This is a genomic window from Thioalkalivibrio sp. AKL9 (genome assembly GCF_000377825.1).
Lineage (GTDB): Bacteria > Pseudomonadota > Gammaproteobacteria > Ectothiorhodospirales > Ectothiorhodospiraceae > Thioalkalivibrio > Thioalkalivibrio versutus.
The window spans coordinates 305,926-318,940 of record NZ_KB905103.1 but is presented as its reverse complement, the minus strand read 5'-3'; the positions used below and the strand labels follow the sequence as shown (position 1 = coordinate 318,940).

The window sequence follows — 13,015 nt, the reverse complement described above, 5'->3', positions numbered from 1 at the left end:
GGAGGCGCGGATCCACGCGAAGGGTTGGATCCGCGCTTCCCCGGGAAGTAGCCGGGCCCGGTTGCCACCAGTGGATGGCGCGGTTGCAAGCGGTTCGGTGCCAGTACAGACTGAGAACCGCTCAGGAAAGGCGCGAAATTGTACCACTCTATGTAGTCGGTTCTGAAGTTTTCATGACCCCGGGCGCGTACGCCGGGTCGGTTTCATGCGATCACAAAGGGGATCCCCATGCTGCAGCGCGTCATCATCGCCATCGACTTCTCGCCCGCTTCGGCCTCGGCCCTGGCGATTGCCCGCCAGCACTGCCCGGGGGCGAAGAAGCGGTTGCTCTATGTGATGAAGCCGTCGGACGTGGCCGGTCCCAGCTCTGCCGGTGCGTTCAGTGGTGCGGGCTCGTCGCCGCTGAACGCGAAGGACATGCGCAATGCTGCGGAGGAGAAGGTGCGTGCCCAGATGCAGGAGTGGGCCGAGGCAGACGACGACGTCGCCATCGCCGTGGGCAGCGCCCCCGAGGAAATTTCCCGCCACGCCGAAGAGTGGGGTGCGGACATGATCGTGATGGGGACCCGTGGGCGCAGCCAGATCTCCAACATGCTCTCCGGTTCTGCCACCGAGTGGCTGGTGCGCAATGCGCGCCTGCCGGTGTTGGTGGTGCACGACGTGCCGCTGTCCGACTCGATGAAGGAAAAGCTGCCGCCGGAAGGCGCCGTCGACTGAAGCGGCTCGCAGCCCTCCCGGCATGCAGAAGGCCCGCTTTCAGCGGGCCTTTCTCGTTCCTGCGGCATGCTCTCGCGATGACGGCTGACCGGGCGTCAGCCCCCGGTCATGGACATGAAGCGCAGGACTTTCTCCGGGCGCTCGGAGAATTCGTGGCGTTCCGGCTTCAGGTTGATGGCCTGTACCACCAGGTCCTCCAGTTCCGAATCGGTGCAGCCCTCGCGCAGGTAGGGGCGCAGGTTCAGGCTGTGGTCGTTGCCGAGGCAGGTGTAGATGGTGCCGTCCACCGACAGGCGCACGCGGTTGCAGGTATCGCAGAAGTGCTGCGAGATCGGGGTGATGAAGCCGATGCGCACATCGGTATCCGGGATCTGCATGTAGCGCGCCGGGCCACCCCCGGGCATCACGCCGGGCACCAGGTTGTAACGCGGCTCCAGGCGGGCACGCACATCCTGCAGGTTCACGTAATGGCCCTCTTTCGCCTGGCGGCCCGTGTCGCCCATCGGCATGGTCTCGATGAAGCGCAGGGTGAAGCCGTGCTCGATGCAGAAGTCGACCATGTCCTCGACCTCCGGCTCGTTGATCCCGCCCATCACGACCATGTTGATCTTGATTGGGGCGAGGCCCGCGGCCTTGGAGGCCATCAGCCCGTCCAGCACCTTCTCCAGCTTGCCGCCGGTGATCTCCTTGAAGACCTCGGGCTTGAGCGAATCGAGGCTGACGTTGATCCGGTCGACGCCAGCATCCTTCAGCTCCTGCGCATGGCGCGCCATGCGCGTGGCGTTGGTGGACAGCGAGATATCGTCGATGCCGGGCAGGGCATTCAGGCGCGCGGCCAGATCCGGGAGGTTCTTGCGCACCAGGGGCTCGCCGCCGGTCAGGCGCACGCGACGGGTGCCGAGGCGACCGAAGGCGCCCATCACGCGCTCGATCTCCTCGAAGCTGAGCCAGTGTTCCGGCTCCTCGAAGTCGCGAAAGCCCTTGGGCATGCAGTAGAAACAGCGCAGATCGCAGCGATCGGTGACCGAGAGGCGCACGTATTCGATGCGGCGACCGAAGGCGTCGATCAGGGCGTTTCCTTCCGTGGGGGTGTCGGCGTGTTCCATTGGCGGGCCTGTGACGTCGAGTGGGGCGATATGTTCCGTGGTACACATCGTAGATCATTTTGCGGCCTTTGCCACCCGAACGTGCAAATCATCTGTGGATTCGCGTCACAATAAAAAAAATCTTCACCCGATAATTCTGGTTTATCCGCAAATAGAAAAGACTCGTTGGCAGAATGTGTCCGCTCCGTCCACAATGCGCGATGCATAACTGAACCGAGATCACGAGGTCGCCCCCATGAGCGCGTTGCCCGAATTCGAAAAGCACGGCGAGCAGGAGATCAAGTACACCACCTGCTACATGTGCGCCTGTCGTTGCGGTATCAAGGTTACCGTCCAGGACAACAAGGTCCGCTACATCCAGGGGAATCGGCACCACCCGATCAACAAGGGTGTGCTCTGCGCCAAGGGCAACGCGGGGATCATGAAGCAGCAGTCCCCGGCGCGCCTGCACCAGCCGATGCGCCGCAAGCCGGGCACCGAGCGCGGTGCTGGCGAGTTCGAGCCGATCTCCTGGGACGAGGCGCTGGACACCCTGTCCGCGCGCCTGCAGAAGATCCGCGAGACCGACCCGCGCAAGCTGGCGTTCTTCACCGGCCGTGACCAGATGCAGGCCCTGACCGGCCTGTGGGCAACCCAGTTCGGTACCTACAACTGGGCGGCCCACGGTGGCTTCTGCTCGGTGAACATGGCCGCCGGCGGCCTGTATACCACTGGCTTCGCCTTCTGGGAATTCGGCGACCCCGACTGGGATCGCACCAAGTACCACATGCTCTGGGGTGTGGCGGAAGACCATGCCTCCAACCCGATCAAGATCGGGCTGGAAAAGCTCAAGCGCAGCGGCGGCAAGTTCGTCGCGATCAACCCGGTGCGCACCGGCTACCAGGCGATCGCCGACGAGTGGGTGGGCATCAAGCCCGGCACCGACGGCCTGTTCGCGCTGTCGATGCTGCACGTGCTGCTGAAGAACGACCAGTTCGACTGGGACTTCCTGGTGCGCTACACCAACGCCACCCAGCTGGTGGTACAGACCCCGGGCCAGAAGGGCGACGGCCTGATCCTGCGTGACGAGGCCGGCAACCCGCAGGTCTGGGAACTGGAGAAGGAGGCCTTCGTCGACGGCAGCCAGGTCGACATCAAGCCGGCCCTGTTCGGTGAGTACACCGCCCCGGACGGCCGCCCGGTCAAGACCGTGATGACCCTGCTGGCCGAACGTTACCTGGCGGACGAGTATTCCCCGGAGAATACCGCCGCGGTGACCGGCATCCCGGCCGAGCAGACCGAGCGCCTGGCGCTGGAGATGGCCCACGTCGCGTTCAAGGAGACCATCGAGCTCGACATCGAGTGGACCGACTCCTGGGGCCGCAAGCACGACAAGGTGTTCGGGCGTCCGGTGTCCATGCACGCGATGCGCGGCATCTCCGCGCACTCCAATGGATTCCAGACCTGCCGCGCGATCCACCTGCTGCAGATCATGCTGGGCTCGGTGGACTGCCCCGGCGGTCACCTGGCCAAGCCGCCATATCCGAAGCACATCCCGCCGGGCATCAAGCCGGCCAAGGAATGCGCCCCGAACACCCCGCTGAAGAGCCCGCCGCTCGGTTTCCCGACCGCGCCGGAGGATCTGGTCATCGATGACGACGGCAACCCGCTGCGTATCGACAAGGCCTTCTCCTGGGATGCGCCGGTGTCCAACCACGGCATGATGCACATGGTGGTGACCAATGCGGTCAACGCCGACCCGTACCCGATCGACACCCTGATCTTCTTCATGGCGAACATGTCGTGGAACTCCACGATGAACACCGCCGAAGTGATGGACATGCTGCGGTCCAAGGACGAGAACGGCGAGTACAAGATCCCGTTCCTGGTGGTCTCGGATGCGTTCAATTCCGAGATGGTCAGCTTCGCCGACCTGGTGCTGCCGGATACCACCTATCTGGAGCGCTACGACACCATCTCCATGCTCGACCGCCCGATCTCCGAGCCGGCCGCGGCGGCGGATTCCATCCGTCACCCGATCCTCGAGCCCGATCGCAACGTGCGGCCGTGGCAGGAGGTCATGGTCGAGCTGGCCGGGCGCCTGAAGTTCCCGGCGTTCACCAAGGACGATGGCAGCCGCAAGTTCTCGGACTACAAGGACTTCATCGTCAACTTCGAGAAGGAGCCGGGCATCGGCTTCCTGTCCGGCTATCGCGGCAAGGACGGCCAGAGCCACTTGCGCGGCGAGCCGAACCCGAAGCAGTGGGAGGCGTACATCGAGAACCAGGGGTTCTTCCTGTACCACCTGGCGCCGAACCAGCAGTTCTACCGCTACGCCAACAAGGACTACCTGGAGCTGGCCAAGCACGCCGGCTGGGTAGGCAAGACCGATCCGATCACGATCGAGATCTACTCCGAGACCCAGCAGCGCTTCAAGCTGGCCGGCCAGGGCCTGTACGACGGCCCGCAACCGACCAAGCAGGAGCACAAGGACCGGCTGACCCAGTACTTCGATCCGCTGCCCATCTGGCACAAGCCGCTGGAGCAGACCCGGATCGACGAGGACGAGTACCCGTTCTACGCGGTCAACCAGCGCCCGATGTTCATGTACCACTCCTGGGATTCGCAGAACGCCTGGCTGCGCCAGATCTGCGCCCAGAACTACCTGTACATGAACCGTCAGAAGGCGGAGTCCATGGGCATCGAGGATCTGTCCTGGGTGTGGCTGGAGTCGCACAACGGCAAGATTCGCGTGCAGGTCAAGCTGATCGAGGGCTGCGAGCCCAGCACCGTCTGGACCTGGAACGCCATCGGCAAGCAGAAGGGCGCCTGGGGCCTGAAGCCGGAGGCGAACGAGTCGCAGAAGGGCTTCCTGATGAATCACCTGATCAGCGAGCTGCTCCCGAAGAAGGGCGACCCGATCGACAACATCACCAACTCCGACCCGGTCACCGGGCAGGCCGCGTGGTACGACCTCAAGGTCAAGATCACCCCGGCCGGTCCCGACGAGCAGAGCGCCTGGCCGCAGTTCGACGAGGTGAAGGCCACGCCGGGCATGTCCGAATCGCCGGACCAGCTGCGCTACCACGCGCACAAGCCCGTGCACCTGAACCGCGACATCCGCGACGTGCTCACGCGCGGTTCGCTGGACGACGAGAAAAACTGATCCGGCCCGGTTCCGCGACGGCCTCAAGGCCATCGCGGGGCTTGCCCGCACGAACGATTTGAGGGAGTACCAACCATGCGACTTGGACTCGTAATCGACATGGACACCTGCGTGGGCTGCCATGCCTGCGCGGTGGCCTGCAAGCAGTGGAACACCAGCGGCACCACGGGTCCGCTGACCGACTATCGCCCCTACGGTGAGGACCCGAGCGGCGTGTGGTTCAACCGCATCCGCCACTACGAGGTCGGGGACTACCCCAACAACAAGACCGTCAACATCCCGATGTCCTGCATGCACTGCGAGCATGCCGACTGCGTGAATGTCTGCCCGACCGGCGCCTCCTACAAGCGTCCGGAAGACGGCATCGTGCTGGTCGATCAGGACAAGTGCATGGGCTGCAACTACTGCGCCTGGGCCTGCCCGTACGGCGCTCGCGAGCTCGACCGCGAAGACGGCGTGATGAAGAAGTGCACGCTTTGCGTGGACCGCATCTACGACGAGCAGCTGCCGCCGGAAGAGCGTCAGCCCGCCTGCGTCATCACCTGCCCGGCGCACGCGCGTTTCTTCGGCGACTTCGATGACGACGCCTCCGAGGTGAGCCGCCTGGTCCGCGAGCGTGGCGGCGTGAAGCAGATGCCCGAGCTTGGCTACAAGCCGGTCAACACCTATCTGCCGCCGCGGATCACCCGTTCCATCCCCACCGACGACGTGCGTGCCAACACGCTGATCACCTCGGTGAAGGACTGGGTCAACAAGATGGTGGCGCGCTAAGCGCGCCCGATCGGGGAGAGAAAACCATGCATCCGGCGTTTTCCGTCATTCTGTTTACTGTCATCTCCGGTGCGGGCTACGGCCTGTTCCTGTTGCTGGTGGCCTTCCATCTCGCGGGCATCGGTCCGGTCATGAGCCATGGCGAGCTGATCGCGCACGGGGTTGCGGCCCTGGGCATGATCACCGTCGGGCTCATGCTGTCCACGGGCCACCTGGCGAACAAGAAGAACGCCTGGCGTTCCTTCATGCGCTTCAAGACCTCCTGGCTCTCGCGCGAGGCGGTATTTGCCGTGCTGTTCTACCCGTTCGCCGCGATCTATGGCCTCGGCGTGCTGCTGCAGGGCCACGAAGTCGGTCCGTTGGCCGCAGTGGCTGGCGCCATCGCCGCCGTGCTGGCGGTGGTCACGCTGTTCTCCACCGGGATGATCTACGGCTGCCTGAAGACCATCCGCCAGTGGAACACCGCGCTGACCCCGGCTAACTACATCATGCTGGGTGTGGCCACCGGCGCCGTCGCCTTCGCCGCCATTGCCAGTGTGTTCGGCAACGCCACCGCGATGCATGCGGGCGTGGCCATCGTGCTGCTGCTGATCGCCGGCGTCCTCAAGGGGATCTACTACTTCTGGATCTCCCGCGTGACCGGCCCGACCATCAACACCGCCACCACCTTCAACCGCGCGACCGTGCGCTTGCTGGATACCGGGCATACCGCCGGTACCTTCCTGACCGACGAGTTTGGCTACGATGCAGGCAAGAACACCACCGACACCCTGAAGATGGGCGTGTTCCTGCTCGCGTTCGGTACCCCGATCCTGGTGTTCGCCGCGATCCTGTCCGGCGTGCCGGCCATCGTGGCCTGGCTCGGCCTGGTCGCGGCCCTGGCGGGTGTGATCATGGAGCGCTGGCTGTTCTTCGCCGAGGCCCGGCACGTCGTGCGCTTGTACCACGGGGACCAGCACACCTGAGCCCCGCTGGCTGAAGTGGCACATCGAACGCCCGCCTTGCGCGGGCGTTTTCATGGGCGGCCGTCGTGGCCGTCGTGGCCGCTGGCCGGCGGGCGCGGATGTCTTATTCGCGCTGCTTGTCCTGGCGCATGCCGTGGATGATGTAATAGCCCACGTAGCCAAAGAAGGCCACGATCCCCAGCAGGGTGATGATGGTCAGAATGCCGATGGGCGACTGGAACATGATTTCGGTCAGCATGAGGGTTCTCCTGAGGTGTCGTTGCACCTCTGAAGCTAGCGCTGCCCCGGGTTGTCGAATTTGATCCAGATCAAGGCAGTAGCCGATCGCCCCGGCAACCCTGTGCATCCAGTTTCGTGATGCAACTACGCACGTTTGCTGCCAGTCGGCCTATCATTAGAGCGAGCTGATGCTATGGGTGGTGCGCCATTGTCGGTGCACTGCTGCGACGAGGTCCCTTTGAAACACTGGTACACCATTCAATGCAAACCCCGGGAAGAAGCCCGCGCCGAGGCGAATCTCGACCGCCAGGGGTACCGCACGTTCCGGCCGCTGATCCGCCGGCCCATTCGCCGCGGGGGGCGTCGCACCGCCGTCACCGAGTCCCTGTTTCCGCGCTACCTCTTCGCACAGCTTTGCGAGGTCGCAGAAAACTGGGCCCCAATTCGCTCCACGCGCGGCGTGCTTGGTTTGGTGCGCTTTGGCTCCAGCCCGGTGCCGGTTCCCGAGCCGGTCATCGAGGGGATCCGCCTGCGCCTGGACCCCGAGAGCGGCTGTCTCGATCTTACCCGTGACAGTGACTTCGCCCCGCAGCAGCCGGTCACCATCACGGATGGGCCGTTCCAGGGGCGCGAGGCCTTGTTTCTCGCCCGTACCGGAGAAGAGCGCGTGATCGTTCTCATGCAGATCATGAGCCAGTGTCAGCAGGTCGAGCTGCCGGCTGCGGCCGTGGGGCCTGTTGTCTGATCGGGCTGTGCGAGGGCAAGGCGGTCGTCTGCGATGTGCAGAGACTGGGGATTGTCCGGGTGGGGCGGATCGGTTGTCCCGTTCAGCGGGCCTCGGCTGGAGAAGGGGCGTCCGGCCCCGGGTTCCATCCGCATAACGAAGAAGGGCCCATACAATGGGCCCTTCTTCGTCGTCATGATGGCGCGCCCGGCAGGATTCGAACCTGCGACCCCTGCCTTCGGAGGGCAGTACTCTATCCAGCTGAGCTACGGGCGCAAGATCTGCAATGATACGGGCGCGAGCTTTGACGCGTCCAGCCATATTTGACCGCCACACTCGGTTTGTGGTCGTGGTTTGCATGATGCCCTATACTCTGCGCCCGATTTGCGCTTGATGCGCGAGGGCTTTCGAATAGCACACCACATGGCCGCTCAAGGCCGGGATCTCGGAGGGAGAGAAGTGGGAAATCAACCGATCAAGATGGACACCGGGAACAAGGTGTTGCTGTTTATCTCGTCCCTGGCCTTGCTGGGTACGGTCCTTTTCCTGGTGTCGCACCTGGCCGGCTGGCTTGGCGGCATGCAGGTGTCCCAGCCCGACACCGTGAGTGACGAGCGCGTCGCCCAGCGCATCGCACCGATCGGTCAGGTGGTGTCCGGCGAGGTGGATGGCGCCGAGGAAGCCGCGGACCTGACCCCGGGCGATATCTACTCGAACGTCTGCGCGGCCTGCCATGACGCTGGTGTTTCCGGTGCCCCGCTCAAGGACGACACCGACGAGTGGAGCAATCGCCTGAACGACAAGGGCCTGGACACCCTGTTCGCCAACTCGATCAACGGCATCGGCGCCATGCCGGCGCGCGGTGGCGATTCCAGCCTGAGCGACGAGCAGGTGCACGACGTGGTCGCCTACATGCTGGACGAGGCCGGGGTCGATCACGACTACGAAGGCAGTGATAACGGCAATGGCGATTCCGCCGCCGAAGACGCTGCCGGGGGCGAAGAGCCGGTCGCCACTACCGAGACTGGCGAAGCGGCGGCCGAAGAAGAGGCCGAAGCGGTTGCCGCCATCGCGGTTGAAGATGGTGATGCGGAGCGCGGTCAGTCGCGTTACAACACCTGTGTTGCCTGCCACGGTGCCCAGGGTCAGGGTACCCCGGTGTTCCCGAAGCTGGCCGGTCGTGATGCCGAGTACATTGCCGACAAGCTGGTGCGTTACCGCGCCGGCGAGACCGTTGGCGACCAGACCGCGCTGATGACGCCGAATGCGGCCAACCTGTCGGACGAGGACATCGCCGACCTGGCCGTCTACGTGGCCACCTTCGAAGACTGATCGTCCCCGTAGGAACGGCAGTACAAAACCCCGCCCAGGTATCGCCTGGGCGGGGTTTTTCTTTGGTCGTCGCTATTGCGTGCGCCAGTGGTCCAGGGCGCGGTAGCTCAGCGCCTCGGTCAGGTGCTGGGTCGCGATCGCCTCGGCGTCGTTGAGATCGGCAATGGAGCGCGCCACCCGCAGGATGCGGTGGTAGGCCCGCGCGGAGAGCCGGAAGCGTTCCGCAGCCTTGTCCAGCAGCTCCCGGTCAGCCGTGCCGAGGACGGCGTACCGGTCCAGGGCTGAGCCATCGAGTGCGCTGTTCAGTCCGTTCTGGCGCTCGCGCTGCACCTTGCGGGCCCGCGCGACGCGTTTCGCCACGGAGGCCGAGTCTTCGGATGCGTCGGCCGATCCGGCCAGGTCCCCGGGTGGGATGCGCGGGACCTCGATGGCCAGGTCAATCCGGTCGAGTAACGGTGCGGAAAGGCGCTTGCGGTGGCGGGCCCGCTGCTCCGGGGTGCATTCGCAGCGTTCGGCGAGGTCGCAATCGAAGCCCTGTGGGCAGGGGTTCATCGCACCGACCAGCTGGAAGCGGGCCGGAAACTCGGCCTGGCGGGCCGCGCGCGAGATGTGGATGACGCCACTCTCCAGCGGTTCGCGCAGTACGTCGAGCACCGAGCGGCTGAATTCGGTGAGTTCGTCGAGGAACAATACGCCCTGGTGCGCGAGCGAGATCTCGCCGGGGCGTGGTGTACTGCCGCCACCGACCAGCGCGACGCCCGAGGCGGTGTGGTGCGGGGACCGAAACGGACGCGCGCGCCAGTCCTGGCGCAGGTGCGAACTGCCGCGCAGGCTGTGGATGGCCGCGGTCTCCAGGGCTTCGGCCTCGTCCATTGGCGGCAGGATGCCGGGGATGCGCGCGGCCAGCATGGATTTGCCGCTCCCGGGTGGGCCGACCATCAGCAGGTGATGCCCGCCGGCGGCGGCGATCTCCAGAGCCCGGCGCGCCTGGTGCTGGCCGCGCACGTCGGCGAGGTCGGGGTGCGCGGGTGCGGACGGCTCGGGCGGTTGTGCCGGCACCAGGGCCTCGCGCCCCGCCAGCGCGGCGCAGACGGCGCTCAGGTGCGAGCCGGTGAGGACCCGGGCGCGGCTGGCGAGGGCCGCCTCCGCCCCATCCTCCGGGTTCACCACCAGCGCCCGCTCGGCGTCGGCTGCCGCAAGTCCGGCAGCCAGGGTGCCACCCACCGGGCGCAAGGTGCCGTCCAGTCCCAGTTCGCCAAGGAACTCGTGCCGGGCCAGCCCTGCCACCGGGATCTGCTGGCTGGCGGCCAGGATGCCCAGCGCAATGCCGAGATCGAAGCGACCGCCGTCCTTGGGCAGGTCGGCGGGGGCCAGGTTGACGGTGATGCGGCGCCGAGGGAATTCGAAGCCGCTGGTCTGGATCGCCGCGCGCACGCGGTCGCGGCTCTCGCGTACCGCGGCCTCGGGCAGGCCGACGATCTGGAAGGCGGGTAGCCCGTTGGCCAGGTGGGTCTCGATGGTGACCAGCGGGGCGTGAATGCCGTCGATGGCGCGGGCGTAGGCGATGGTGACGGGCATCCGTGCCCCTCCGTTCTGCCGCCCGGCTTCCGTGCCCGGCGGGTGGTTTCAGATGGTGGTTACTGCCCGGTCTCGTCGCTCGGGCGGGCTTCCAGCGCGGCGACCCGCGCCTCCAGCTCCGCCAGGCGTTCGCGGGTGCGTTCCAGCAGGGCCACCTGGATGTCGAAGTCCTCGCGCGTCACCAGGTCCATGCGTTCGAAGCCGCTTTGCAGCGACGAGCGGACCTGGCGCTGCACGTCCTCCTGCATGTGGCGTACCGACTCCGGCAGGCTTTCGGTGATGCGGCGGGCGAGGTCGTCGAAGCGTTTGGAATCGATCATGCTGCAGTCTCCTGGCGCAAATGCTCGGTTGGGACCAGTGTAGCGCGGCGGGACGGGGTCGCGGCTACTGCGATGCCGACCGGCCGCCGTCCACCGGGACCACCTGGCCGGTGATGTAGGGCGCGTCCAGCAGCAGGAAGCGCACGGTACGCGCGATGTCCTCCGGGGTGCCCTCGCGCTTGAGTGCGGTGCGTTCAATCATTGCCTCGTGGGTGCCAGTGTTTTCGGCCTCCTCGGGGGCGAGGATCGCGCCGGGGGCGACGCCGTTGACCCGCACGTCCGGCCCCAGCTCGCGGGCGTAGGCCTGGGTCAGGGCCCACAGCCCGGCCTTGGCCGCCGAGTACACCGGGTAGCCCTTGAGCGGGCGCAGCGCATGGATATCGACGATATTGACGACCGCGCCCTGCTGACGCTGCAACGCCGGATTGCAGGCCTGGGTGAGGAAAGTCGGGGCCTTCAGGTTGGACCCGATCAGGTCGTCCCAGCTCTGTGGGGTGATCTCGCCCACGGCGGTGGCGTAGAAGGTCGAGGCGTTGTTGACCAGGAAATCCAGGCGGCCCCAGGCCGCCTCGGCCTCGCGCGCCAGGCGTTCGATTGCCACCAGATCGAGGAGGTCGGCCTGCAGGGCGCGGGCGCTGTCCGGGCGCTCCGCGTTCAGTTCGGCGACGAGGTCTTCGGCATCCGTGCGCGAGCCGCGGTAGTGGATCAGTACCCGCAACCCGGCGGCGTGCAACCCGCGCGCGATGGTTGCGCCGACCCGCCGCGCGGCCCCGGTGACCAGCACCACCCGTGCCTCCCCGGACGTCGTGTCCATGCTGTCGGGTTGTACCTGCGCCACGCCTGCCCCCGGGTTGGTACCATTCGTCGTCATGATGCCGCCGAAACCTAGCACAAACGCCCCGGCCGATCCGGTGGCCGCCGATATCGCCCGGCGTCTGCACGCCTCCCTGCAACAGAGTGTCGTCGCCGGCGAGGGGTTCCTTCCGTTCGTCGATTACATGCAGGCCGCGCTGTATGCGCCGGGGCTTGGCTATTACGTGAACGGGGCGCACAAGCTGGGCGAGGGGGGCGATTTCGTCACCGCGCCGGAGCTGTCGCCCCTGTTCGGCGAGACCCTGGCGACCTGGCTGGCCCCGGTGTTGCGGGACGATCTGAACGGCACCGGCACACTGCTCGAATTCGGCGCCGGCAGCGGGCGGCTCGCGGGGGATGTGATCACCACGCTGCGCGAACTCGGGGTGGCGTGGGAGCGCTACTGGATCGTCGAGGTCAGTCCGGACCTGCGGGCGCGGCAGCAGGCCCACCTGGAGGCTGCGCTTGAACCCGCGGAGTACGCCCGGGTGGCGTGGCTGGATGCCCTGCCCGAGACCCCGTTGCGCGGTGTGGTGCTGGCCAACGAGGTGCTGGATGCCCTGCCGGTGGAGCTCTTCCGCTGGCGTGAAGGCCGGGTCTGGCAGGTCGGGATCACGACCGATGCCGCCGGCACCCTGAGCCTGGCCGAGCGCCCGGCCCCGCCCGGCCTCGCCGAGCCGGTGGCGCGGCTCCAGGCCGAGCATGGCCCGTGGCCCGAGGGCTACCTCTCCGAATGGCGCCCGGCCCAGGCCGCGTGGGTGACCGCGCTGGCCGACTTCCTGGAACAGGGGGTCGCCGTGATCGTGGACTATGGCTTTCCGCGCAGCGCCTACTACGCCCCGGAGCGTCACCAGGGGACGCTGGTGGGGTATTACCGCCAGCAGATGATCCAGGACCCGCTGGCCCATCCGGGCCTGATGGATCTGACCGCGAGCGTAGATTTCACCGGGGTTGCAGAGGCGGCGGACGCCGCGGGTCTCGACGTGCTGGCCTATGCTGCACAGGGCGAATTCCTGCTGGGGGCGGGGCTGCCAGGGCGTTTCGAGGCGCGCGTCGGCAGCGGCGAGGATGCCCGTGTGACCATGCAGGCCGCTCAGGCCGTGCGCATGCTGACGCTGCCCGGGGAGATGGGCGAGCGTTTTCAGGTGATGGCCCTGGGCCGCGATTGTGAACATCTGCCGCTGGACGGGATCCCGGATCGCCGGGGGCGACTGTGAGCGCTTGCCCCAACGCAATGGCGCGGACGCACAGGGGCTGCTTGGTGCGGCCCGTGAAACCCGGCATGC

At 66.4% G+C, this 13,015-nt stretch carries 12 protein-coding genes and 1 tRNA gene; 7 read left to right on the top strand and 6 right to left on the bottom strand.

Features of this window, described 5'->3' with window-relative positions; all coding sequences use genetic code 11:
- The first annotated feature begins 228 nt into the window (after positions 1–228).
- The gene (locus D573_RS0101630; RefSeq protein WP_018145067.1) at positions 229–717 is read left to right on the top strand and encodes a universal stress protein; all 489 of its coding nucleotides are present in this window, start codon (positions 229–231) and stop codon (positions 715–717) included.
- Positions 718–812: 95 nt separating this feature from the next.
- On the opposite strand, the gene moaA is transcribed toward D573_RS0101630, so the two are convergent.
- Complete coding sequence (moaA, locus tag D573_RS0101625) at positions 813–1,823, bottom strand: GTP 3',8-cyclase MoaA (protein ID WP_018168892.1); 1,011 nt, start codon at positions 1,821–1,823, stop codon at positions 813–815.
- A gap of 235 nt (positions 1,824–2,058) precedes the next feature.
- Here moaA and D573_RS0101620 point away from each other — a divergent pair, with 235 nt between their 5' ends.
- From D573_RS0101620 to D573_RS0101610, 3 genes are all read left to right on the top strand, one after another.
- On the top strand, positions 2,059–4,968 hold the full coding sequence (locus tag D573_RS0101620; protein WP_018168893.1) for a molybdopterin oxidoreductase family protein: 2,910 nt from the start codon (positions 2,059–2,061) through the stop codon (positions 4,966–4,968).
- Positions 4,969–5,043: 75 nt separating this feature from the next.
- Positions 5,044–5,739: a 4Fe-4S dicluster domain-containing protein gene (locus tag D573_RS0101615; RefSeq protein ID WP_038032074.1), complete on the top strand. Its 696-nt coding sequence runs from the start codon at positions 5,044–5,046 to the stop codon at positions 5,737–5,739.
- 26 nt (positions 5,740–5,765) lie between these two features.
- On the top strand, positions 5,766–6,704 hold the full coding sequence (locus D573_RS0101610; protein WP_018937429.1) for a DmsC/YnfH family molybdoenzyme membrane anchor subunit: 939 nt from the start codon (positions 5,766–5,768) through the stop codon (positions 6,702–6,704).
- Positions 6,705–6,807: 103 nt separating this feature from the next.
- Here the strand turns inward: D573_RS0101610 and D573_RS14885 are convergent, their stop codons facing one another.
- Positions 6,808–6,942, bottom strand: a complete 135-nt coding sequence (locus D573_RS14885) for a hypothetical protein (protein ID WP_018937428.1) — start codon at positions 6,940–6,942, stop codon at positions 6,808–6,810.
- Between the two features lie 174 nt (positions 6,943–7,116).
- On the opposite strand from D573_RS14885, the gene rfaH reads away from it, so the two are divergent.
- The gene (gene rfaH, locus D573_RS0101600) at positions 7,117–7,668 is read left to right on the top strand and encodes a transcription/translation regulatory transformer protein RfaH (RefSeq protein WP_018937427.1); all 552 of its coding nucleotides are present in this window, start codon (positions 7,117–7,119) and stop codon (positions 7,666–7,668) included.
- Between the two features lie 178 nt (positions 7,669–7,846).
- On the opposite strand, the gene D573_RS0101595 is transcribed toward rfaH, so the two are convergent.
- Positions 7,847–7,923 (bottom strand) — tRNA-Arg (locus D573_RS0101595).
- Between the two features lie 183 nt (positions 7,924–8,106).
- Here D573_RS0101595 and D573_RS0101590 point away from each other — a divergent pair.
- On the top strand, positions 8,107–8,979 hold the full coding sequence (locus tag D573_RS0101590) for a c-type cytochrome (protein ID WP_026287887.1): 873 nt from the start codon (positions 8,107–8,109) through the stop codon (positions 8,977–8,979).
- Between the two features lie 72 nt (positions 8,980–9,051).
- Here D573_RS0101590 and D573_RS0101585 read toward each other — a convergent pair whose 3' ends face one another.
- The 3 genes from D573_RS0101585 to D573_RS0101575 form a co-directional block, all read right to left on the bottom strand.
- Entirely contained in the window at positions 9,052–10,557 is a 1,506-nt protein-coding gene (locus D573_RS0101585; RefSeq protein WP_018937425.1) for a YifB family Mg chelatase-like AAA ATPase, read from the bottom strand.
- Between the two features lie 59 nt (positions 10,558–10,616).
- Positions 10,617–10,877: an accessory factor UbiK family protein gene (locus D573_RS0101580; RefSeq protein WP_018145076.1), complete on the bottom strand. Its 261-nt coding sequence runs from the start codon at positions 10,875–10,877 to the stop codon at positions 10,617–10,619.
- Between the two features lie 64 nt (positions 10,878–10,941).
- Complete coding sequence (locus tag D573_RS0101575) at positions 10,942–11,664, bottom strand: pteridine reductase (protein ID WP_026287886.1); 723 nt, start codon at positions 11,662–11,664, stop codon at positions 10,942–10,944.
- An 82-nt stretch (positions 11,665–11,746) separates the two neighbouring features.
- Between D573_RS0101575 and D573_RS0101570 the strand changes: the two genes are divergently transcribed.
- A complete protein-coding gene (locus D573_RS0101570; protein WP_038039532.1) occupies positions 11,747–12,946 on the top strand; it encodes a class I SAM-dependent methyltransferase in 1,200 nt (399 codons plus the stop codon).
- Positions 12,947–13,015 lie beyond the last annotated feature (69 nt).